Genomic DNA, 21,154 nt, shown 5'->3' on the forward strand with positions numbered 1-21,154 from the left:
GGGAGAAGGTGAGGAGAGCAAGGATCAGCGCAGTTCAAGTTCGGCGAGCCGGCGCAGCCTGCGAAACCGAGAAAGGAAGCACCATGAACCGGATTCAGTTGATTGGCAGGCTCGGCCGCGATCCCGAGGGCGGCCAGGCGCCCAAGGGGCCTTATGCGAGTTTCAGCCTGGCGACGCACGAGTACTGGACGGATCGTGTTACCGGTGAGCGGCGCGAGCACACCGAGTGGCACAACATCGTCTGCTACGACCGGCTGGCCGAGTTCGCGATGGCGTATCTTGGCAAGGGCAGCGAGATCTATGTGGAAGGCCGCCAGCGTTCGACGCAATGGACCGACAAGGACGGTCGTGAGCAACACGGCGTTGAGGTGCGGTTGGACGATCTGAAGATGCTGAAGCGCGCACCGCAGGGGGAACCGATGCCGCACGTGGCGAAGGGGCTCGCCTCGGTAGAGACGTTGCTGCGCGGCGTGGCTGCCGGCCAGCGCCAAGACGTGTCGCTTGTTGACGTGGCAGGCATGCTGTCCGCTTTGCGCTCCAGCCTGGTTGGCGACCAGGAAACGTGCCCGATCGATGAGCGCGAACCAGCGGCGGCCGCGATCCGCTGACACGCTGGCAAGCGCGTTGCGCAAGGTCATGCAGTGAAGAGCGAGCATGTGCACAGCAGCGAAACGGTCGATAGCAGCGTGCGGTCGAGTGACGTTGCACGGGAAGGCCAAGCCAAGCTGCCGCATGAAATGACGTTGGCAGAGTTCGCGGCAAAGGCCACCGTAGAAGAGTTGACGAACCACCGCCGGAAGTGGCAAGTCAGCTACCCGGGCAATCACAGCTTCTCCGACGCCGCCACGGCCAAAGAGGCCATTGCGGGGTTTCACTACGTAGCCGTGAACAACGCCCTGTACTGCAATATCCCAGGCGCGAGACAAGCCAACCTGCCAACCAGCAGCCTTCCGCCGGCGAACGTGCTGGCCGAGTATCCGAACCTCGTGCAGCGGTTTCGCGATGCCATCCCCGCCGACATCCGCGATGCGCTACCGGTGGCGCGCCATCCTGTTCCGGAAGTGACAGCTGAAGTGCTTGCTGCTCTGCAAAAGGAACATGCCAGCACTGCTGACGGTCATTCGATGCTCAATAGTTGGCTGGCGATGAAAGCCGAGGCCGCGCGTCATGGATTTGGTGCTCACATCGCCCTGCCGTTCGATGCGTCCAACTACGAAATCAGCTACTACGACCGCCAAGGCTACCGCACCAACATCTACACCGATGTTTTCCCTGGCGGCCGTGTGGCGACCATTCGTGATGGCCTCAGGTATGGCGGGCCTCATGATGATGAAAAGGCATCCGAGGACTTGGAGTTGCTAACGCGGGCCCTCGCGCTTGCCATTCAGGACTACGCGCTGAAATATGGCCAGCCTGCGCTGGCTGCCGAGGAAGCGCAGCGCCAAGAGCGCGGCCATGGCGAAGCTATTTCGAGTCTCTCTAGGAGTCAGGTGTCCGATCAGCCGAGGTTTGGGCGTGACCCGGTTGTCGAGCGTCTGCAAGTTGTCCATGGCGGTGATCACCTGGCATATGGCGACACTCGTGACCGTCCCGTTTGGCAACCACCGGATGCGCAAAGCGTGGTCAACGAGGTTCGTAGTCGGGAGCACGCCACGGTCAATCACGCCGAGGCCGCTATCTCCGGGTCGCGCGTCATGCACCCGCTCGAATCACAGGCTTTGACTCAGGCAGCGAGCCGCCCGCAACCTTCTGCGCCGCAGCCGGCGAAGCTGACGGAGTCCACGCCATATGCAGCGGGCAAGTCGATGACTGCCGCAATACCCTCAGCACGCGTCACCCCCGCCCCAACCGTGCAACCTCAACAGGCGCAAACTGCGCCTTCTGGGCCGCGCCGCGGACGCTGATGGCAACTGATATCTGTTCTTCCGCTGGGCTTATGACGGTTACGGATGAGCAGCTGTGCCTTCAATCGGTGGCTCCTTGAGAGACGCGTGGGGCCTGACTGCGTCCGCGTTCACTTCACCGTATCAGCGCTGCTACTTCCAAGTCGCGGCCCGCGTTGGTCTCAGGCAACCTCCACCATCGCGGGCAGCAAGTGCTCATAGCGCTTCATCTCGCGTGGCTCGACGCCCAACCAGCGGGCGATCTGCTCGGGGTCCGTGCCGCGCCGCATCTGCCGGATCGCGAAGGTATGGCGCAGCCGGAACGAGCCTCCGGCCATGGATGCCATGCCCGCGTCCTCGAGCACTTGCCGGGCGCTCACGTACTGCGACTCCGCACCCCAGGGCTTGCCGGTGCGGGTGGAAGGGAACAGGAACCCACCCGCCACCCGTGCCTCCTCGCGCACCTGCAGCCAGTACTGGAGCAACTCTGCTGCCCAGGGCGCGATGGGCGTTTCGCGCGGCTGCGAGGTGCCATTGCCCGGCACCTGCAGCTTCCAGGGCCGGCCCCGAATGCGCGAGCCGGCCGCCACGGGCGAATCCAGCGTCAGGGCCCGCACGTCGCCCGGTGTGATCCCCGCACCCAGCTGCAATGCCACCGAAGCGCGATTGCGCACCTCCTGCCAACTCATGGCCGCCAGCGCATTGCGATCCCGCCCAGGGCGAGGCCGGGCTGAGGACAAGTGCGCAATCAGCTGCCGCGCCTCGGCCACGGAGAGGTATTCCGGCAGCGGGTCTTCGCGCTCGGCATCGGCATAGCGCACATCGGGATTGGCCAAGACCCATTCGGGGGCCGCCGTATTGAGCGTTGAATCGGTGCGAGCTGCGTGATGGCGCAGCACCCGATCGATAAGGCGCATCAGCCGCAGCACATAGCGAGGGGAGAGAGAGCGATCCGAGGCTTTGCGCCCGAAGCGCTCGGCCTGGTAGGCCTGCAGTTCAGCCAGGCCCAGGGTGTCCAGCGTGACGCGCGGGGACTGCCCAAGGCACCAGAGGGCGAAGCTGTCCCACATGGCCTGGTAGACCTCGGCTGCGCCGGGCCGGCGCAGCGTGCCCGTGCCGCGCTGGTCGGCCAACCAGGCCGCGAACGCATCGCGAAAGCCCGCTGCCGTGCCCCCGGCGGAGGGCGAATCGTCGAACAAGGAGAGGCTCGAGTTCATCAGACTTCAAAAATACGTTAACGCGCAACGCAATAGTATTGCAGACCAGGGATGGCGAGGGCGGTGCCGATTTTGGAAAAGATCGGTTGCCCGTTAACGTATTTATAGCCTTCGATGGCCGCGGGGGGCCGGCCTCTCAGGCCGTGGAATATCTTTCGTAAATGCTTTTCGCAAGACGTCGCGCCTGCGCCTGTAGCTCCTCGCTTGCAGACGGCAGCTCAACGCCGTCTTCCCCAACGGCGAACATGTTGCCGCCCACATCATCGTCGTAGGCAGATCCGTCTTCATGTACGGCGTGGTAGTCGTCCAGTGTCAAGTCCTTGCCATGGAGCTTGGCCAGGTGGAACCAGGTCCAGCATTTCAGGGGATCGCCCGTCTGGCGGTCCTCGATCAGCTCTCGCATGGCCTGTAGGTCCCCGGCCATGGCGGCAGCCTCCAGCCACATGAGTGCCGCATCGTGCTGGCCCATGCGATCCGCCAGGGTGGCCACCTCGTAGGGATCCGCGTGGACTTGCGGGTCTGGCAGGTCGAAGAAGCGCGCATCCCCGGTGCGTGCGGCGAGAAGGAGCAGCGCATCGTGCTGACCCAAATCGGCCGCCGCGGCGAGGTGCTGCTCGGCAGACTGCCGTCCGCTGCGTCGTGACGCATAGCCGTCGGCCCACTCCTTTTCAACGCCCGTGAAAACCTCGCCCTTTTGCTGGCGCTCATACCAGTACCGGCCGTCGGCACCCGAGTTCCCGCCCTCGATGTCTTCCAGCAGCACCATGCCTTCCAGAAGAGCGAGCGCCAGATGAGCCCGGCCGTCACCACGTTCAGCCGCTGCTCCCAGCGCCTCGCGAACCTCGGTGGCGCTCAGGTCCAGCGCTTCTTCCTGCGCTTGCCACCTCTCGCGCCACCCCTCTTCGTCGAGTTCGTCCAGGTCGTCGTGCTTCTCGCCGACGGCCCTGACCATGAGGTCATCCTCAAAGAGTTCATACCTTTCGTCCAGCAAGCGCTCGAGCATCAGATCCAATGGAACGAGGCCGACCGAAGCCTGTTCAAGCCCCGAACGCACGGCCTTCGCAATAGCGCCCGCCGCCAACGGTGCCTGATTCAGTGCACGGGCCCTGGCAACGATTCCTTCCACGTCGAGGGACCGCTGGGCCGCCATGTGTGTCGGCAACTTCAGGACCAGTCCTTCGACGACGAGCGCCGCATACGAACCGGCCCCCAACGCAGCGGCGATCAGCTCGTAGATATGAGAGCGATTGACGGAGAGACCGGCAGCTTGCCGCAGGTCCTGTTGAAGGCCATAGGCCAGGATCTTCACGTTCATGTTCAACCTTTCCAACAAAGGGGCGCAGGCGTCGGGAACGCGCACACGTTTAAGGCCCGACAACGCCCCGGAGGAAGTGGTCGCATGAAGTAAAGGTCAGGGGAGGGACGCCTGTTTCTGCTCGTGTGCAAGCAAGGTGGGCACCTCAAATAAGTGTAGTGGGAAGCGAGTCGCGCGCGCAAGCCGCGCACACGCCGGCAAAGCTCTCCTCAGTGAATGACAGCGTTTGACCGCGCTGTCGGCCCCCGCGCTCCCTGGGGTCCGGCCAAGGATTATGTTCAGTGCCCCTCGCACCGCCTGAAAAAGACAGCTCTGCAAGGAGAAAACAGGGCCAACGAGGGCGCGTGGACCCCCATGACAGATTGTCGCGGCACGGCCGTCCCGCCGCCCCGGTCCTGAAGACCGCTTGGCAAGGCGTGGCTCCGCCGCCCGGACCGCCTGCCTGCCTTGCTTTGCAATGCATTGCTTGCTCTGCAGGGAGTCCCCCATGCCGTTTCTTGCACCGTCCGCGGCGCGGCTGCCGCCCTTGGCTTTTTTGTTGGCCGACCAGGTCGAGCCGCGCAAGAAAGTTGCCAGGCACCTCGGCCTCAGCCTGCGCACCCTCCAGCGCTACCAGGCCTCCGGCAACGCACCGCGCGCCGTCTACCTGGCCCTCTGGTTCGAGAGCCGTTGGGGAGCGTCTGCCTTGCATGAACGCGCCTTCAACGAAGCTCGCCACGCCCGCGCCTGGGTTGCCTCACTGGAAAACGAATGCGAGCGGCTGCGCGGGGTCATACACGCACTGGAGAAGGCCCACGAAGAAGAACCAGCCGCCAACTCGGCGGTGCTTTGGGTGGGGTAGCCGGGGGGAGGGTGGGGGCCCTGGGGAAGAAGAAACGCTGGGGGGACTTTGGCGCCCCGCAACGGGCGGTGGTGCGCCGCCGCCGGCCAACCACCCATTGCCCCGATGGATGTTCCATGCCGGCGGGTAGCCGGCTCAGTAGGGGCCGATCCTCGCCACAGTTTCAAATCCCTAGGCGGTCGGGGGCAGCAGCGGCTCCGCGCGTTGTCTGCGGCAGGCTCGCAAATGGGAACTACATCTGCCCGTGCCGCCGCAGGAACGCCTCGAATTCCGTGGCATCCATGATCTTGATCTGTGCGCCGGCCTCCTTCAATTGCATGGCTTTGCGCTGCTTCGTGCTCATTCCATCTTCCCCGACCAGAGATAGATCCTGATCTCCGACGACCACGAAGTCGGTCTTCTTGGAGACACTGCTCGTGCACTGACAACCAAGCGAAGCTGCTTTTGCCTCCGCAACACCGCGCGGCACGGAAAGTTCGCCGGTAAAGACAATCCGGGTACCCGCCAACGGACCAGCGGAGTTCGGTACCAACGGCGCAGGCTTCTCTGGCTCGACCCTGCTCTCACCGCCGACCGCCAGGCTCTGTAAGCCGATCCAATCGCGCGCCCACGTCCCGGTCGCCTGTTGCGCCTTGACGAACACGTGCCCGGCCGCACCCGCATCAGCCAACGCATCGTGGTGATTCGCTAGTTCTATCCCAAGGTGCGCGCACACCTTCTTCAGCGCCCAGCCGCCTGTGCGGCACTCTGCGGGCCAAGCCCGCCTGACCACATGTTGCAGATCAAGCCACTGCCCTTCTATTGCGGGGAGGTGGTACCGAGTGGCAGCTTGAGAGAAGGCGCTGCGGTCGAAGTCCCCGTAACTCGCAACGCACGCCCCGGCAACCCGCCTTTGAATCTCAATGAAAACTTCAGGCAGCGTTGGCGCTGATTGGACCGCCTTTTGGCCAATGCCGTGAATTCCAACGTTGATGACATTGAACTCGTCCTCCGGGTTGATAAGCGTCGTCCACTCCTCGACGATCCGTCTGTTCTCGAAGACGACAAGGCCAATCTGGCAGATCGATGCGCGCCGGGCATTGGCCGTCTCGACGTCAATCGCTACGAATCGTGCCATCGGCTACCCTTCCTCGGATGGCGCCAGCGCCAGTGCTTGAACGTCGCCGGTGAATGTGACCTTGGTTTGGAAGCGGGTGCAGGTCAGAGCAGGGGCAGCGTCCGGGTCAATGTCGAGATCGTCTCCCCGCAGGCCTTGCCATGTCGCGAGGTAGTTCAGCGAGCCGATTCGCTTGCCGGACTTCAACGCCTTATCTGAGCCGCCTTTCCATGAATCGCCCCGGGTTTTGAGGAGGCTCAACACTCTGAGAGGATTGAGCCATGAGCAAGTCAAACAAGTTCTCGCCCGAGGTGCGTGAGCGCGCGGTGAGGATGGTGCAGGAGCACCGGGGGGAGTACCCGTCGCTGTGGGCGGCCATCGAGTCCATCGCGCCGAAGATTGGATGTGTCCCGCAGACCTTGAACGAATGGGTCAAGCGCGCCGAGGTCGACACCGGCGTTCGTGAAGGCATCACGACCAGCGAGGCCCAGCGGATGAAGGAGCTGGAGCGCGAGGTCAAGGAACTGCGCCGGGCCAATGAGATATTGAAGCTGGCCAGCGCGTTTTTCGCCCAGGCGGAGCTCGACCGCCGGCTCAAGTCCTGAAGGACTTCATCGACAAGCATCGCGATACCTTCGGGGTCGAGCCGCTCTGCAAGGTCTTGCAGGTCGCCCCGTCGGCATACCGAAGACACGCAGCGCTGCTGCGCGAGCCCCACAAGCGCTGCGCCCGGGCGCATCGTGACGAGATGCTGATGCCACAGATTGAACGTGTCTGGCAGGCCAACATGCAGGTCTACGGCGCCGACAAGGTGTGGCGGCAACTGGCACGCGAAGGTGTTGTCGTGGCCCGCTGCACGGTCGAGCGATTGATGCGCAGGCTAGGCCTTCGTGGTGTGATGCGCGGCAAGGCCGTGCGCACCACCGTCGGCGATGCCAAGGCGCCATGCCCGCTGGACCGGGTCAATCGGCAATTTCGCGCCGAGCGGCCCAACCACTTGTGGGTCAGCGATTTCACGTACGTCTCGACCTGGCAGGGCTGGCTGTACGTGGCCTTCGTCATCGATGTGTTTGCCAGGCGCATCGTCGGCTGGCGGGTGAGCAGTTCGATGCGAACCGACTTCGTGCTCGATGCACTGGAGCAGGCTCTGTATGCCCGGCAGCCCGAACGCGATGGAAGCCTGGTCTGCCATTCCGACAGGGGCTCGCAGTACGTCAGCATCCGCTACACCGAACGCCTGGCAGAAGCGGGCATCGAGCCGTCAGTGGGCAGCAAGGGCGACAGCTATGACAACGCCTTGGCCGAGACCATCAACGGGCTCTACAAGGCCGAGCTCATTCATCGCCGAGCACCCTGGAAAACGAAGGAGGCAGTGGAACTCGCAACGCTTGAATGGGTGTCGTGGTTCAACCACCATCGCCTGCTCGAATCCATCGGGTATATCCCGCCAGCAGAAGCCGAGGCAAACTACTACCGGCAACTCGCCAGTCAGAACACCGAGGTGGTGGCCTGACTTAAACCAAACAGCCTCCGCGAATCCCGGGGCGATTCATTCCGATTTGCACCTAGGTCCCGAGGAGAACAAGAGCCAGATTTTGGGTGACTACAAGGAAGATCTCATTCCGTTGAGCGAGCGCATGTCTCGTATCAAGAAGTTGCAGCACTCGCTCGATTTGCTTGGGAAGCATCTTGCCAGCCAGCGTCAAACTCTTGATGCGGTGGTTGTAAGTGGCGACGTCTCGCTGGCGAACGAGGAAGCCGGCTTTCAGATGCTCAGCACAGTTCTCGGCAGGCTAGGCAGTGCGCTCCCAGAACCATCAAACATCATCGTGGTGCCCGGAAACCACGATGTGGCGTGGACGACCCCGCCAAGCTCTGACGAAAGGTACAAAAACTTTGTCCAGCATGTGCGCTCACAGGCCTATACAACTCCGATGCTCGATGGAGTCGACAAGTCGCTTGCGGGAATCGACAGTTTGCTCAAGCACGTTGTCGTCGATCAGGGGCTCCGATGGGCAATTATTCCCGTCAATTCGGCAAACTACTGTGGAAGCCTAGCGTCTACCTCGTACGTTACCGATGACCAATGGAGCGCCTGGGCGACAAAGGTGGACGGCCACACCGATGGACCTGCTGCAAAGGCTATTAGGCAGCTAAGGCTGCGCGACATGCCTCGCATTACGCCTTGGCAATTCGGCAATCTGTCAGAGATCGTCAGGCACTTGGACGCGAAGGCATTGGAGGCCAAGATCCCGGGTGGGATCCGAAAGATCGTTGTTGTCCACCATCAGCTATTGCCGGTCTCCGACGAAGAGGAAGTCAAGCCATATGAGTCATTTGTCAACCTTGGGCTGCTGCGCTCATTCCTAGCGGACCACAAGGTAGACATTCTCCTGCACGGGCACAAGCACGTGGACCATGTATATCGCGATGCGATCGCGCTGCAGACCTCGCAGACGTCTCACGAGGTTGTGGTGATTTCTGGAGGCACCATCGGCATGGGTTCATCCTCTACCCACGCTTGCCGCCTGGTTGAACTCGATCTTGATCTTCCAACGGCGCCTCGAGTTCGAATTGCGAATATTCCAGGCCTAAGCCCAGGACGGGTTCTTCGAGAGAAGGAATTTCCAACGACTGAGTTCGAGCTATGGACTGGAGCCAAGAATGCGGGTTCAACGGCGCCCGTTCAGATCAACGGCGAAAGCGTTCGAGAGACTTACGAAAGGATTCAAGCCACCTTCAGGGGTCTGGGCTCGAGCGATCGAGTCTCCATCGTATGCACAGTGAACAATCCGAGCGACGCCGCCGAATTGCCGCCCAGCTATCCCGAAGTCTCAGGAGTCACGAATCGACAAGAGTGGCTCAAGGGCATCGTCGATTGGTGGCAGCTGAAGGGCTCCAAGGTCGGGCAGGACCGGTTGCATTTCACACATGGTGAACGAATCTACAAGTATGGCGGTGACGTTGACCAACTGAAAAACGCCGTCGCCGCACTTCGCAATGGCGATACCAATGCACGCGCAGTGATTGCGTTGTTGAATCCGATTGAGGACCAATCGCGGGGCGGACGCTGGCCCTCATTTTGCCTTGTCCAGTTCGTAGTCCGGGCGGAAGAACGAACTCGGTATCTAGACGCTATCGCATACTTTCGGCACCAGGAGATGGCCTATTGGTGGCCCGTCAACATCGCAGAGATCGCGGCGATGCAAGCCTGCGTTCAGCGTAGCCTCGGCGCAAAATCTCCAGTGATGATTGGAAGGATAACGACCATCAGTCCGCTTGCTCACTCAGGGCGCGCCCCGACCTTTGTCGCTGTTCCGGAGATGGATCGAATCTTTGACGCAAACGAGACGTCCCTTTGGTCGATGGTATACGCACTTGTTTGGGCCGACATTCCCAATCGAACGGACTTCAAGGCGCAGTGGATATCTCTCCTCAACAACCTCGTTCCTGAAGAACATGGTGACCCGATGCGGGCTCCAGTGTCGATTCGAGGGCTTGGCTATGTCCTTGATACGTTGCGGCAATTTATTCGGCACCATTCGAGTCCTTCTCTGGAAACATTGGCCGATGCCTTGGAGCAAATACTTGCCGCGAACAAGGGCTACTTCGATGCTGTTTTGGATAGCAAGGCCGACCAACAACAGCATCATGCCTGGCGCGGCCAGGTCAAGCGAGCCGTAGACCGGGCACTTGCCGGCCTCTCCAATTTCTTCCCCGAGTCGCAAGCTGGGAGCTGACCGAATGACCAATGATTCTGAAGCCGCCGTCACTCTAGATCAACTTCAACGCATCCAGGCCGCATTCGACCGACAACACGGATTTGAATTCGCCAGCGCCGCGACAGGACATGATCTCGCTCGCTCCGTCTTCGCTTCCTTGGCACTGTGCGGTGAGGTCGGGGAGTTGGCCAATCAAATCAAGAAAGCACAGCGGTCGGCCTGGCTTGGAGAAGACCCTGCCGAACATATCGCTCGAGCGAAGCTCGAGGTTGGCGGCATCCTGGCATATCTCCTGAAGCTCTCCAATGAACTGGACTTGAGCTTGGATGAGACATACCTCACAACGTTGAGCGACAACTGGCTTCGATTTCCCGTTCGCAATCATCAAGCGACGGGCCGTGTGGTATGTATCGCGGGGCCATCGGGAAGCGGAAAGTCGTCAGTCGTTAAGCGACTAGCAACCGCCGGTGTCTCCACCTATGTGGAAGATGTCGCTGGCAATCCCTACCTGAAAGGTGTCTACGCCCGATCACCCTCGTTTGATGCTCGTGCAAGCCAACGCTGGTTTCTGGCGCAGATCGCGGACTTTGTGGAGCGGTCCAATGATTCCAGTACGCTACTTATGGATCAAGATCCAGCAGCGGAAGTGCGTGTGTATGCCCACTTGATGCGGGAAGATGAACTCCTCTCCCGCGATGCGTATGTGGAGTTGCTCACAACACTAGCTGCGTTGGAGAGTCGCCTTGGTTCTCGACAGCAGCGGGTCACCATCTATCTGGATGCGGATGAGGTGACGCTACGAGCGCGCATGATTGCGCGCGGTGACCGAGAGGTACCGACCGAAGCTTGGCTTCGCCGCGTGCGGATGTCATTTGCAGAACTTAGCGACCGCAATCGGAATTCGCGACTTGTCAGAACCGAAGGCCGAGATGTCGACTCGGTAGTGGACGACATTGCCGACCTGACAGGTCTACGCTGAATCGAGCGCCCAGCATCTTGATGCTGCGCTGCCCAAAGGATAGCGTTGAATGCGATCAGCCAAGAACATCTATTTGCTCGGTCCCCTGCGGCCAAATTTCACCCAGAACTCATCGCTGAAGCTCATGTCGATTGCTGCCGCACGGATGTTGATCTGGAAGCGAAATTCCTGGATGGCTTCGGCATACTTCGCGACATCGAAAGGCTCCGCGTCGAAGAACGGCCGACCTGCTCTATCGGTCGGATACCTGTATCGTTGGTCATGCAGTTCCTGAATCGGAGTGAGCGTTTCGGGGAAGAGGCCACCGTCTGAGTCCAGAAGTTCGCGACCGAAAGGCGTGTCGAACACGAAATGTTCTTCGGGATACAGGAGTCGATACTCCTTCAAAAGTCGGTCGAGCCGATGGCTACTACGAGCCTGTAAACCAGATCGCACCTGAATAGCGCCCTTTAAGAACAGCTCCAGCGCGTGATGGCAGAGATGCAGGACGACTCGAGTATTGTGGAAATCGGCATCGTAGTCACCCGCCACTAGCGCCTGTGTGAGGACGTCCGCGGCCTGCGCGTACGCGTTGCTCATTCCAAACAGCCTGGCCGTTTGGCTCACGTTGACGGGCCACGGCTCAATAGGCCCCGGTAGGTTGCTCATGTGCGAGTTCCCGATCGTTGCGCTCGGGCGTCGCTCGACTCGCCCGCTGCTTGAAATATTCGTAGAAGCCCAGAGTCGGCATTTGAACGTCGGCCAGACTGCAGGCTACCCTGCCTATTGATGACTTACGCACAGGATCTCTTCAGGTTGAAAATTAACACGCCAGCACGGTGCGGGACGCTTCAAGGTCCGTCGTCTTCTATCTCATCGAGAATGCCGCCCTCGAGATCGAATCCGAGCATTTTCAATTCCTTGTACGTTCGGCCATTCACCGGCGGGACTTGATCGGGTCGTACCCATCCCAGGATGTCGCTCAGCGTGTTCTCCCGAATCTGCTCGATGTAGTACATCGCACTTCGAGCCCCCAGATGAATGCGCTCATCCTGATGTTGCCCCCGTACTTCCGGGCCCGTCCTATTCGCAATAAAGCGCCTGGTCCATCACTGACTCTTGGCGCACCTGGGCGGCCTGCTGCCGCCTGAACTCCCGAGGTGATCGCATTTTCAGCGACGAGTGCGGATGCACCTCGTTGAAGTGCTCGAAGGCGGCCGGCAACTGCGCCAGCACCGTCTGTGCGTCACGCAGGTCCATGCGCGCCACGTAGTCGCGCTTGAAGGTGTTGACGAAGCTCTCGGCCATGCCGTTGCTCTGTGGGCTGCATACGGGTGTGTTGATGGGCTGCAAGCCCAGCGAGCGTGCCAGTGCGCGCGTGTCCGCCGCGATGTAGGCGCCGCCGTTGTCGCTCAGGAACTCCAGCCGGTGGCCCGCGGGGACGGCTTCCACGGTCCCGAAGCGCCGCTCCACCGCTTCGATGAGCATCTCGCGCACCGGCTCGCCCGGCAGTCCCTTGCCTTCCCAGGCACGCCAGGCCATCACCTCGCGGTCGCAGCAGTCCTTGGCGAAGGTGGCCGTCACCGTCTGGCCCGAGTCGCACTTGATTTCCAAGCCGTCGGAGCACCAGCGCAGGTCGCTGTTTGTCACGGACACCTGACCCTCATGCGTGCGGGCCGACTGGCGTCGTCGTGGTGCCTTGGGCAATAGCAAGCCCGCGTGCGCCATCACGCGATACACGCGCTTGGGATTGACCCGCGCCTCGCCCCTGGCGTCGCGCTGGCGGTTCACCAGGGCGCAGGCGCGCCGATAGCCATAGCTTGGCAACTCGGCAATCTCGTGGCGCAGCTCGGCCAGCAAGCTTGCATCGCCTTTCGGTGTGCGATGCGTTCGACCGTCCGTCCAGTCGTCGCCGCGTCCCAGCACCTCACACACATGCGAGCGCGCCAACCCCATCGTCCGGCAGACCGTCTTCACTGGTCTTCCCCGGGCAACAAGGGCGAGCGCGCAATCCACTTTTTTTCGGCGGCGTACTCCACGGCTTCCTTGAGGATTTCGTTCTCCAAGGTCTTCTTGCCGAGCACGCGCTGCAGCTTGGCGATTTCCGCACGGGCAGCCGCCAGCTCAGACGCCGGAACCACTGCTTCGCCAGCGGACACGGCAGTCAAAGCGCCTTGCCGCTCGAGCTTGCGCCACTGGAACAACAAGCTGGCCGCTACGCCTTCCTGTCGAGCCACGAGCGACACGCTCATCCCAGGCTCGTAGGTGCGCCGCACCAGCGCTGCCTTTTCAGGGAGGGACCAGCGCCTGCGGCGCTGGTCTTTCAAAATCACCTCCACCGACTCCGTATGCCTAGTCGTATTCATAGTCCTATTCCTATCTCAAAGATAAGCGATAGGACGGGACCGGGGAATCAGGGGGCTATCTCACATCCAGCGGAGCTGCACCGTCCAGCCAGAGCACAAACTCGAGCAATTGCAGGACGCTCTTGCCACCTTCGGATCTGGTGTTCCAGATCAGCTCCGCATGTCGCGTGAGGCGCTCTGGCTGCTTGGGTTTCAGACCCTTGAACCCAAGGTCCTCATTCGAGCGATTGCGCGCCCGTTCGCCGACGGCGTGAATCTCAGTGAACGCTGCGATGAATTCCGCTTTCGTCAGGTTCGCAACGCGATGCCTCGCGAAAGTAGTGCTGACAAGTTGGTAGATCTGGTCGACTTGGCGCTGGAGTTTCTGATAGCGGTAGTTGCCAGCCACCCACCACGCGACTGCCTCGGCCAGCGCAGCCTCATGTCGGATGCCGTTGGCTGCCATGACTTCAGTCGGTGCGCGCCTCTTGTTCGGTGGGAACTGCTCGCCGTAGGCGTAGAGAAACTGGTCGACCTGCAGCACCAACGGAGTGCTTGCAGGCATCCAGAAGGGGCGATTCGCCTCCAATAGAGTCCCGAGCCGGCGCATGCAGACGATGGCCGACGCACGCTTTCGCTGCAAGCTGATCAACCGCTTGTCTTGATCAGAGTTCTTGCCGGACTCAAATGGCTTTCCCTTGGGCTTCCAGCGATGCTTTTCGAACTCATTCTCGAATTCGCTCTGGGCGTCACGATTCTTCTTGATGGCGCCCGCCAACGCCTTCATCTTGTTTCGCAGATCACTGTCGATGGGATACGCCCGAGCAGCGATCTCATTGAAAATCAGTTCGAGGTCTTCCAGCATCCCTGATGCTTGGAGGTCGACCTCGTCAATGAAGGTTCCGATCTCGATGTTCTGATGCCAAGCCCTGTGGCTCAGGTTTGCGGAGCCGATGTACGCCCCTCGACCTTTCCACCAGATGACCTTCGGGTGGTAGAAATCTGGCACCAGGCTGCCCGTGACGGTCTTGCGCCAGTTGTTGTCCAAGAACCATTCGACGACAGGCAAGGCAACCGGCAACGACGTGTCATAGCGCCCGTAGAAGCGCAGCCGCACGCCGTGTGCGGTGGCGAGGTCCAGGAACTCACGAAAGTAGTTGTCGGCGTATGCGACAGCTATAAAAATTTCATCGGCGGCCGGCGTGTGCTGCCGATGGAGCGATTCCAATGTGACTTTGTTCGCCAGTCCAGCGACAAGCTTCATCCCACAACTCTCCATTGGCAGATTGGATCGATCACTTGAGCAGGGCGTCCTCGCACAAGGCAATCGCCCAGAGCTCGCACAGACTCGTCATCGGGCCGCTAGCCTCGACCATCCGCATACGGTGCCGCGTCAGTGCCCAACGACCACTTCCACCGGGACGCCGATCTGTTGAGCAACCGCTGCGTACAGGTCTTGCTCGACGGGGGGCGCTTCGATCGAGACGATCAGTGAGTACCTCGCCGCACGACCGTAGCGCTGATGCGCAGGGCGATTGCGCCACCAGCCCATCGCGGGGAAGACAGCGAGCTGCCCCCGATTTGCCAGTTCTGCTGCAGACCCTGTCCAACTGTCGGAGATCAACGAGCCTCGAGCCCGCGACCGCTCACCCACCGCCCAGCGGTCATCGGGCGCAGTCGCGGAAGGCAAGCCGTGCTCTTCCTGTGCCGCTTGCGCATTGATTCGGCCGCGGAAAGCGGCCTCGGTTTCCAGCGGCCTACGAACCGCAAAGCGCAGCGCGTGAGACTGATAGGCATATTTGTCGATTCCGCCGCGCTCCCCTGGATTAGGTTCGATGAAATACGAGAGCGTCACCCGCAACGTCACATCGGTCTCGCCAAGCGCCTGCAGTTGGTCGATCGGCCAAGGCAGCGCGTGAAGATGCATCTCCCGCGTTTTCACCCCTGAGCCAGTCTTCTCGAACGGCTGCAAGCCGTCTTGGACAATGAGAGTGAGCGAGTTGCTGGCGCTGTACAGCGCTCGCTCGAGGCTGGGGACACCGTAGCCGCAATGCCTTAGCAGGCGCCGAATACTTGTCTGATTGCGAACTCCACCAGGCAAGTAGGCGTCCAGCATGGGCTGCGTCCACCGCGCCGAGTGAACCATGATTGCTCGTACCGTTTCTGGCCAGAGCTGCGGATACGCCGCTTGAATCTTCGCAGCCATGCCGGCAGCCAAGGCGGAAGCCGCGCTCGTTGCCCAGGTCAATGAGAAGAGCTGCTCATGCGGCTGATGTCCGGTGGTGAGCAGGCACAGGCTGTCCATGCGGGAGACGAAGCCCGTGCCATCCTTTGCCAGGTTGCCACCCTCCATGACAAGGTCGGGCTTGAACGGCCATCCCTTGTCCCATCCGTTAGATGTTGAGGTGTAGGGGCTCAAGCCACCGGCGGTGGCGATCGGCTCATACTGGCCCGCATGCGGCTCCGACATGGTCGTGAGTTGCGTGTAGGCCCCGACCGTCAGCGCATTCCACGCCTGCCCCGGATCATGCACCAGGCTCTCCGAAAGAGAGTCTGGATACGCCGCCCAGGCGGCCGGATCAGCGGTGTTCCCGGCACACACCACGAACAGCCGAGGAATTTCACCTTGTCCGTCATAGTCACAGGCCAGCCGATCGATCTCTGAAGACCATGAAGAAGGTCTTCCCTTGTCACGTCCGTCGGTTGATGAAACCGCCATGGAGAACACGCGCTTCCGACCCGGATCGGAGATTTCCACGCGCGCAGTCGCCTCTGCGGTAATCGCGCCGTAGGACTCGCCCTCGTTGTCGTTCTCGCCCCTGAGCACCTTGACCGACTCGAGTCGATGGCCGACGACGACTGGCCCCGCGTCCTGCAGGGCCCCAGAAAGGTCCCCCAACAATGCAAGTCCCGCAAGCTCGGTCCCATGACCGTGTCCGTCGTCCGGCCCCCAGGCCGGGTTGACTGTATGGCGATCCTCGTTGGTGACGAATGGCGCCAGCAGCGGGTGACCATGATTGACGCCGGTATCGAGCAAGGTGACGTAAACATTGGCATCTTGCGCCGCAGTCAATCGTTCCTGCAAGTTGGCAAGCCACTCCGCCTGCTCTTCATGTGCCAGTTCGGTGAAGAACTCGGCGGTCGTCTTGGCACGGCGCAGTTCCGCCAGCATGTTGAGTACCAGCGGCGAATGCAAAAGCTGCTCCCGGCTGGCCTGGATTTGGACCACCGAGCGCTCCGGGAAATGCAGAATCTGCTCGCTAACCATCAGGCCTGCCATTTCGCAGACTGCTCGGAAATCGTCGACGACCTGGAGTCGATGCTCCCCGGCGGGGAGCCACGCCTCCCACCAAATCACGTCCTGCACAGCAGCTGGAAGCGCCTCCGCGGTGTCCGTCCAGAGTGACTCGAAAGTAGCGACACGTACAGCATGAATCGCATCGATCAGGGATCGGTTGTCGCGTGGGCGTCCAGCCGAATCAGTGCGCTGCTCTTCGTAGGCTGTCAGCAGCTTCTCGAAGTGCTCGAGCTTGCCCGGCGGCACGAAGACGGTTGCCATCACCCGGTCGTCGTATGCACGGACATTCATCAGTTCAATGCCCTGCTGGTCTCTCGCGAGACTCTCTGCGGCAAGCTCAACACCGGCCTGGCTCTCAAACTCGATCTGAACGCCTACCGCCAACTGCACCGCTGCTGCTTGCTGCTGCGCGACGAGTTGCACTTGTGCATCGGCGACATGCGCCAGTTGTGCTCGCAGACCCTGAGCGTGCTCCACGCGTGGAAGGGCGGGAATGTTGGGTTGACCTCCCCCTCCGGCACCTTTTGCCGTATAGCCTTCGGTAGTGCGGGTCTCGTTTGGAAAGAGGTGAGGGCGCCTTTGTGGTTCTTGTGTGGCCATTCAACTCAGATAGGTCATTTCACGGGAGCCGCCGCGGAGCGTTGTCGGACGTTTTGCCTCGAAAGGAGGAGCGCCCCAAGCATGTCGGGCGACACCTCATCCAAGTCATGCATGACCGTCTCTTTGATCGCATCGTTCATCGCGCGTGCGATCTCCGCATGACTCAGGCCATCGGCCGCAGCGGCCAATTCTCTGATGGATTTGGACGACTTTAGGTAGGGCGCCAGTCGCATGCGAAGGAGCGCCTGGATCTCTTTTGGATTCGGTACGTGGTATTCAATGACATCGTCGAAGCGACGAAACAAGGCATCGTCCAGTATCCCGGGGTGATTGGTCGCGGCAACAATCAAGCTATTCGACTCGTCCTGCTCAATCATCAGCAGGAAGCTGTTCAAGATTCGTCGAATCTCGCCAACGTCGTTTGCGGTTCCGCGATGGCTGCCAATCGCATCGAATTCATCGAAGAAATAGACGCCTCGAGTAGAGGAGGCAGCGTCGAACACTTGGCGAAGCTTCGCCGCCGTTTCGCCCATGAACTTCGTGATCAACGCATCGAGTCGAACGACAAACAATGGAATCCCGAGCTCCCCCGCCAAGGCCGACGCCGTCATGGTCTTGCCGGTGCCAGAAGGCCCCACCAACAAGAGCTTGCGTCTTGGATGCAACCCGTGGCTGCGCAATTTGGACAGATGGCGTTGCTCCTTGAGTACGCGCTGCAGGCTTTCCTCAACCGGCTGCGCCAGCACCATGTCGGTCAGCTTTCGGGTGGGATAGGACGCCGTCAACAAGCCGGCGAGTTCGCCGCGCGGGCGAGCGATTGGGATGGCGCCGCCGCCCGGTGTCACTTGGCGTTCCTTGGCAGCGTCGATCAACTCCCGCAGTTCTTCCGCGAGCTTGCCGTGACCCTGCTTCGCTTCGCGGGCGGCCATTTGCATCGCCACCGAATAGAAATGGCGATCGTCACCCTGCGCATGGGAGCGCACGAGAGCCTTGAGTTGGTCACCAGTTGCCATAGAGCACATTGTGGCTCAGTCTGCCGCCACGGGCCGCAGTGAGCATTCCAGCCATTGACGATTCTTTCGCCGCCCCGTCTTAGGAGTCAGCCACCGGGTCGACATCGAGCATCCGGCTCGCCTCCCGATTCAGCGGATCCTCGGCCCGGTAGTACCCCATGAAGGTCTCGAAGTTGCGGTGCCCGGTCATGGCCATGGCGTCGGCCGTGTCCATGCGCCGGCGGCCGGCCTCGGTGACGAAGCCGGACCTCAGCGAATGCGCCGAGAAGTCCCCCGACAGCCCCGCCTGCAGGCAGCGCTGCTGCACGATCTTGCGCACCGCCGTCGGATCCAGGCCATCTTCCAGGATGCGCCCGCCTTTGAGGATGCGCCTAAAGATCGGCCCCTCGGTGATGCCGCTGAGCTCCAGCCACTGTGCGAGCGCGGCCGCCGCCATGCCCGCGATCGGCTTGTCGTCCTCGGCCCGCAGCTCGCCTTCCTGGTTGGTCTTGGAGTGCCCCAGCGTGTAGAGGTAGCCGCGCGCGCCGGCGCTACGCAGGTTCTCCATGGTGGCCCCGGCGATCTCCGAGCGCCGGCGCCCGCCGCTGGCCCAGCCAAAGAGGAGGAGGGCGCGATCGCGCAGGCCGCGCGGCGAGTCGTCGCAGGTGGCCAGCACCGCCTGCAGCGGCTCCTTGGTGAGAGCGTCCTTCTTGTCGGGCTTGACGCCGCGCTTGGCATGGCCGCTGCGCACGCTTTTCATCAGCTCGCGCACCTGGGTGTGGTTGCACGGGTTGTCCACATTGAGGTTCTGGTGCGCCTTGGACAGCACCGCCACGCGGTGCTCCAGGGTGGCCAGGGCGTAGGCGCCGCATTTGCCCTTGTAGCCCTGGGCGACCAGCAGCGCGTCGATCTCGGGCGGCAGGTCGAACACCAGCGCCGCGGATTTCCTTGGCGCTTTCTTGAGCGCTTTCGCGACGGACCTCTTGTGGGCCTTCGTGCCGTCAACACCGGCGTGCGCATCAGCGGCCGCGGACCCGACCTCCGCCCGGGCGGCTCCAGGCTCGTCCACCTCGGCCACCTCGACGGCCTCGCGCGCCGCGTGATCGACAATGAACTGCACCACGACCGGCACCGGCACGGGCAGCGCGAGGGCTTGGCCGTAGCGCGCCGCAAACCACGCGGCCCAGTAGCGCATGGCGGCCTGGTAGGACGCGCGGGTGTTGGCCGATTCGCCCTGGCGGATGAGCTCGCGCGCCGAGTCTTGCGTGAGCGCGGACAGCACGGCCGGATCGAGCACCGGGCGCAGCACGGGCACCACCGCGACTTGGGCCGCGACCGCCGCTGGACTCATAGCTGAAGACGAAGATTCCGAGGCCATGATTTTCTGAATGTTTATTATCTTGTTATGTATGATATTAGCCAATAACTCGGTATTAGAGTCTCATAAATTGCCTTATCGTATCTAAAATCAGGCTCGCCATTAGCCTCCCTGCGCGCCATGCACACAGCACCCACGACCCAGGTGACATGAATTTCCAACATTCGTGACGTGAACCTTCAACATCCGGCGAATCCGGCCAGGTCGGCAGAAATGTTGGTCACTTGTGACCCAGATGCGCGTTCGCAACGGCGTGTCGCCACTGCGCCAGCCGTAAGCAACACCGACTCAAGGACCACGCATTGATCGATCACGTCCCCACAGCCAATCCCGCCGCGCGGCGCGGGCGCCCCGGCATCCAGTTGGAGGATGTCTGCGCTGCCGCTGACGCGCTGATCGCGCAAGGCCTGAAGCCCACCATCGAGCGCGTGCGCCTGCACATGGGCGGCGGCTCGCCCAACACCGTGAGCCGGCTGCTGGACGAATGGTTCGCACGGTTACCGCAGCGCCTGGTCGGCGTCACGGCGCCGGAATCACGCGCGCCAGTCGACGGCCCGCCGCTGGCCGTGGTCCAGGCCGCCGAGCAGTTCTGGGCCGTGGCGCGGCGCGAGGCCGAACTGGCGCAGCGTCAAGCGACCGAAGCCGAGCGGCGCACGCTCGAACTCGAGCGCGCCGCCCTGGTCGAGCAGCAAGCCGAGCTTCAGCAGCGTGAGATTTCGTTCGAGCAGACCCGCGCGAAGCTCGACGAGGCGCTTGTCGCCGCTAAACAGGCCCTCACAACCATGCAGGAGCAGCTGCACGCTCAGCAGCAGGATGCCGCGCGGCGCTTGGCCGACACCGAGGCCGAGGTGCGGCGCCTGCGCAAGGCGCTCGAGGACGCCATGGGCAGCAAGGAGGCGCTGCGCGAGACCATGGGGATGGCGCTCGCTCAGCAGCAGCGCGCGGCCGAGGACGCCGAGAAGCGGCAGCGCGTGCACGAGCAGCGGCTGCTGACCGAGGTCGACCGCGAGCGCATGGCCACGGCCAAGGTGGCGGCCGAATTGGCCAAGGCCCAGAAAGCGCATGCGGCCGACGCAGAAGCCGCGCGCACCTCCTTCCTCGCGGCGCAGCAGGCGCTGCATCAGGAGCAAGGCATTCGCCGCGAGGTGGAATCCGCGGCTGCGCAGCAGGCACAGGCCCTGCAGATCGAACTAGCCACCTGGCGCGAGCGGGCCGCCGGCGCGGACGGGCGCGCGCAGGACCTGGCCGCGCAACTGCAGCGTCAGGGCGAACAGGCCGAGCGCGCGATCACGCAACTGCGCGAGCACCAGGCAGCGACGGCCGCGGCCCTGCGCCAACTGGAAGCCCGACAGACGACCAGCGCCGGCGCACCGAAAAATCCACGCGCGAAGAAACCTGCTACGTAGGCGATCAGCGACAGGCGGCGCGGCCTGGTCGTCAATAAATCCTTTTGAATCAAAGGCTTACGATATACAAGGATAATTATGTCAACTCTGGTCGACACATTCA

18 protein-coding genes and 1 other annotated feature are annotated in these 21,154 nt (G+C 62.0%); of the genes, 7 read left to right on the forward strand and 11 right to left on the reverse strand.

Translation table 11 applies throughout. From position 1 onward, the window contains the following. Nucleotides 1–83: 83 nt before the first annotated feature. Complete coding sequence (locus Q392_RS31140) at nt 84–608, forward strand: single-stranded DNA-binding protein (RefSeq protein ID WP_051952680.1); 525 nt, start codon at nt 84–86, stop codon at nt 606–608. A 48-nt stretch (nt 609–656) separates the two neighbouring features. After that, nucleotides 657–1,904 carry a hypothetical protein gene (locus Q392_RS32580; RefSeq protein WP_211260191.1) on the forward strand — a complete coding sequence of 416 codons (1,248 nt, stop codon included), beginning with the start codon at nt 657–659 and terminating at the stop codon, nt 1,902–1,904. Between the two features lie 161 nt (nt 1,905–2,065). Here Q392_RS32580 and Q392_RS01635 read toward each other — a convergent pair whose 3' ends face one another. Both Q392_RS01635 and Q392_RS01640 read right to left on the reverse strand, forming a co-directional pair. Beyond that, the gene (locus Q392_RS01635; protein WP_038200607.1) at nt 2,066–3,100 is read right to left on the reverse strand and encodes a tyrosine-type recombinase/integrase; all 1,035 of its coding nucleotides are present in this window, start codon (nt 3,098–3,100) and stop codon (nt 2,066–2,068) included. Between the two features lie 136 nt (nt 3,101–3,236). Next, the gene (locus Q392_RS01640) at nt 3,237–4,415 is read right to left on the reverse strand and encodes a hypothetical protein (protein WP_038200609.1); all 1,179 of its coding nucleotides are present in this window, start codon (nt 4,413–4,415) and stop codon (nt 3,237–3,239) included. A 487-nt stretch (nt 4,416–4,902) separates the two neighbouring features. On the opposite strand from Q392_RS01640, the gene Q392_RS01645 reads away from it, so the two are divergent. Then, on the forward strand, nt 4,903–5,256 hold the full coding sequence (locus Q392_RS01645) for a hypothetical protein (RefSeq protein WP_038200611.1): 354 nt from the start codon (nt 4,903–4,905) through the stop codon (nt 5,254–5,256). 232 nt (nt 5,257–5,488) lie between these two features. Here Q392_RS01645 and Q392_RS01650 read toward each other — a convergent pair whose 3' ends face one another. Together Q392_RS01650 and Q392_RS32585 are read right to left on the reverse strand one after the other, a co-directional pair. Next, nucleotides 5,489–6,373 (reverse strand): exonuclease domain-containing protein, encoded by an 885-nt coding sequence (locus tag Q392_RS01650; RefSeq protein WP_038200613.1) that lies wholly within the window; start codon nt 6,371–6,373, stop codon nt 5,489–5,491. Between the two features lie 3 nt (nt 6,374–6,376). Beyond that, entirely contained in the window at nt 6,377–6,613 is a 237-nt protein-coding gene (locus Q392_RS32585) for a hypothetical protein (protein ID WP_157007708.1), read from the reverse strand. A gap of 20 nt (nt 6,614–6,633) precedes the next feature. On the opposite strand from Q392_RS32585, the gene Q392_RS31645 reads away from it, so the two are divergent. The 3 genes from Q392_RS31645 to Q392_RS31655 all read left to right on the forward strand — a co-directional run bounded on the left by Q392_RS31645 (nt 6,634) and on the right by Q392_RS31655 (nt 11,053). Continuing rightward, nucleotides 6,634–7,865, forward strand: a protein-coding gene (locus tag Q392_RS31645; RefSeq protein ID WP_412179492.1) for an IS3 family transposase whose coding sequence is annotated in 2 segments (ribosomal slippage) — nt 6,634–6,925 and nt 6,925–7,865 — 1,233 coding nt in all. Because the reading frame shifts where the segments join, the coding sequence is not laid out codon by codon here. After that, nucleotides 6,912–7,028, forward strand: a sequence feature (AL1L pseudoknot). (Overlaps the previous gene by 117 nt.) A 46-nt stretch (nt 7,866–7,911) precedes the next feature. Further along, nucleotides 7,912–10,092 carry a metallophosphoesterase gene (locus Q392_RS31650; RefSeq protein ID WP_169748274.1) on the forward strand — a complete coding sequence of 727 codons (2,181 nt, stop codon included), beginning with the start codon at nt 7,912–7,914 and terminating at the stop codon, nt 10,090–10,092. Nucleotides 10,093–10,096: 4 nt separating this feature from the next. After that, nucleotides 10,097–11,053 (forward strand): deoxynucleoside kinase, encoded by a 957-nt coding sequence (locus Q392_RS31655; protein WP_084216779.1) that lies wholly within the window; start codon nt 10,097–10,099, stop codon nt 11,051–11,053. A gap of 69 nt (nt 11,054–11,122) precedes the next feature. Here the strand turns inward: Q392_RS31655 and Q392_RS01665 are convergent, their stop codons facing one another. The 7 genes from Q392_RS01665 to Q392_RS01695 all read right to left on the reverse strand — a co-directional run bounded on the left by Q392_RS01665 (nt 11,123) and on the right by Q392_RS01695 (nt 19,582). Beyond that, on the reverse strand, nt 11,123–11,701 hold the full coding sequence (locus Q392_RS01665; protein ID WP_057598641.1) for a hypothetical protein: 579 nt from the start codon (nt 11,699–11,701) through the stop codon (nt 11,123–11,125). A 182-nt stretch (nt 11,702–11,883) separates the two neighbouring features. Further along, nucleotides 11,884–12,051, reverse strand: coding sequence for a phospholipase (locus Q392_RS32590; protein ID WP_157007714.1), 168 nt, complete (start codon nt 12,049–12,051; stop codon nt 11,884–11,886). Nucleotides 12,052–12,115: 64 nt separating this feature from the next. Continuing rightward, nucleotides 12,116–13,398 (reverse strand): IS3 family transposase gene (locus Q392_RS01670; RefSeq protein WP_245610619.1). Its coding sequence is split into 2 segments (ribosomal slippage): nt 12,116–13,062 and nt 13,062–13,398, totalling 1,284 coding nucleotides; the frame shifts between segments, so codons are not numbered across the junction. A 55-nt stretch (nt 13,399–13,453) separates the two neighbouring features. Further along, the gene (locus Q392_RS01680) at nt 13,454–14,641 is read right to left on the reverse strand and encodes a phospholipase D-like domain-containing protein (protein ID WP_038200632.1); all 1,188 of its coding nucleotides are present in this window, start codon (nt 14,639–14,641) and stop codon (nt 13,454–13,456) included. 129 nt (nt 14,642–14,770) lie between these two features. After that, nucleotides 14,771–17,098, reverse strand: coding sequence for a S8 family peptidase (locus Q392_RS01685; protein WP_245610620.1), 2,328 nt, complete (start codon nt 17,096–17,098; stop codon nt 14,771–14,773). A 191-nt stretch (nt 17,099–17,289) separates the two neighbouring features. Beyond that, a complete protein-coding gene (locus Q392_RS01690) occupies nt 17,290–18,288 on the reverse strand; it encodes an AAA family ATPase (RefSeq protein ID WP_038200865.1) in 999 nt (332 codons plus the stop codon). Between the two features lie 79 nt (nt 18,289–18,367). Continuing rightward, entirely contained in the window at nt 18,368–19,582 is a 1,215-nt protein-coding gene (locus tag Q392_RS01695; RefSeq protein ID WP_157007717.1) for a tyrosine-type recombinase/integrase, read from the reverse strand. Nucleotides 19,583–19,947: 365 nt separating this feature from the next. Between Q392_RS01695 and Q392_RS01700 the strand changes: the two genes are divergently transcribed. Next, complete coding sequence (locus Q392_RS01700; RefSeq protein WP_038200637.1) at nt 19,948–21,051, forward strand: DNA-binding protein; 1,104 nt, start codon at nt 19,948–19,950, stop codon at nt 21,049–21,051. Nucleotides 21,052–21,154: the final 103 nt, after the last annotated feature.

The organism is Xenophilus azovorans DSM 13620, from assembly GCF_000745855.1.
GTDB lineage: Bacteria > Pseudomonadota > Gammaproteobacteria > Burkholderiales > Burkholderiaceae_C > Xenophilus > Xenophilus azovorans.

What these genes read in the sequence shown, in the direction of transcription:
- Q392_RS01680 (WP_038200632.1), bottom strand. Translation starts at nt 14,641, where the DNA reads ATGAAGCTTGTCGCTGGACTGGCGAACAAAGTCACATTGGAATCGCTC.
- Q392_RS32590 (WP_157007714.1), bottom strand. Translation starts at nt 12,051, where the DNA reads ATGTACTACATCGAGCAGATTCGGGAGAACACGCTGAGCGACATCCTG.
- Q392_RS01640 (WP_038200609.1), bottom strand. Translation starts at nt 4,415, where the DNA reads ATGAACGTGAAGATCCTGGCCTATGGCCTTCAACAGGACCTGCGGCAA.
- Q392_RS31655 (WP_084216779.1), top strand. Translation starts at nt 10,097, where the DNA reads ATGACCAATGATTCTGAAGCCGCCGTCACTCTAGATCAACTTCAACGC.
- Q392_RS01645 (WP_038200611.1), top strand. Translation starts at nt 4,903, where the DNA reads ATGCCGTTTCTTGCACCGTCCGCGGCGCGGCTGCCGCCCTTGGCTTTT.
- Q392_RS01690 (WP_038200865.1), bottom strand. Translation starts at nt 18,288, where the DNA reads ATGGCAACTGGTGACCAACTCAAGGCTCTCGTGCGCTCCCATGCGCAG.
- Q392_RS01635 (WP_038200607.1), bottom strand. Translation starts at nt 3,100, where the DNA reads ATGAACTCGAGCCTCTCCTTGTTCGACGATTCGCCCTCCGCCGGGGGC.
- Q392_RS01650 (WP_038200613.1), bottom strand. Translation starts at nt 6,373, where the DNA reads ATGGCACGATTCGTAGCGATTGACGTCGAGACGGCCAATGCCCGGCGC.
- Q392_RS31140 (WP_051952680.1), top strand. Translation starts at nt 84, where the DNA reads ATGAACCGGATTCAGTTGATTGGCAGGCTCGGCCGCGATCCCGAGGGC.
- Q392_RS01665 (WP_057598641.1), bottom strand. Translation starts at nt 11,701, where the DNA reads ATGAGCAACCTACCGGGGCCTATTGAGCCGTGGCCCGTCAACGTGAGC.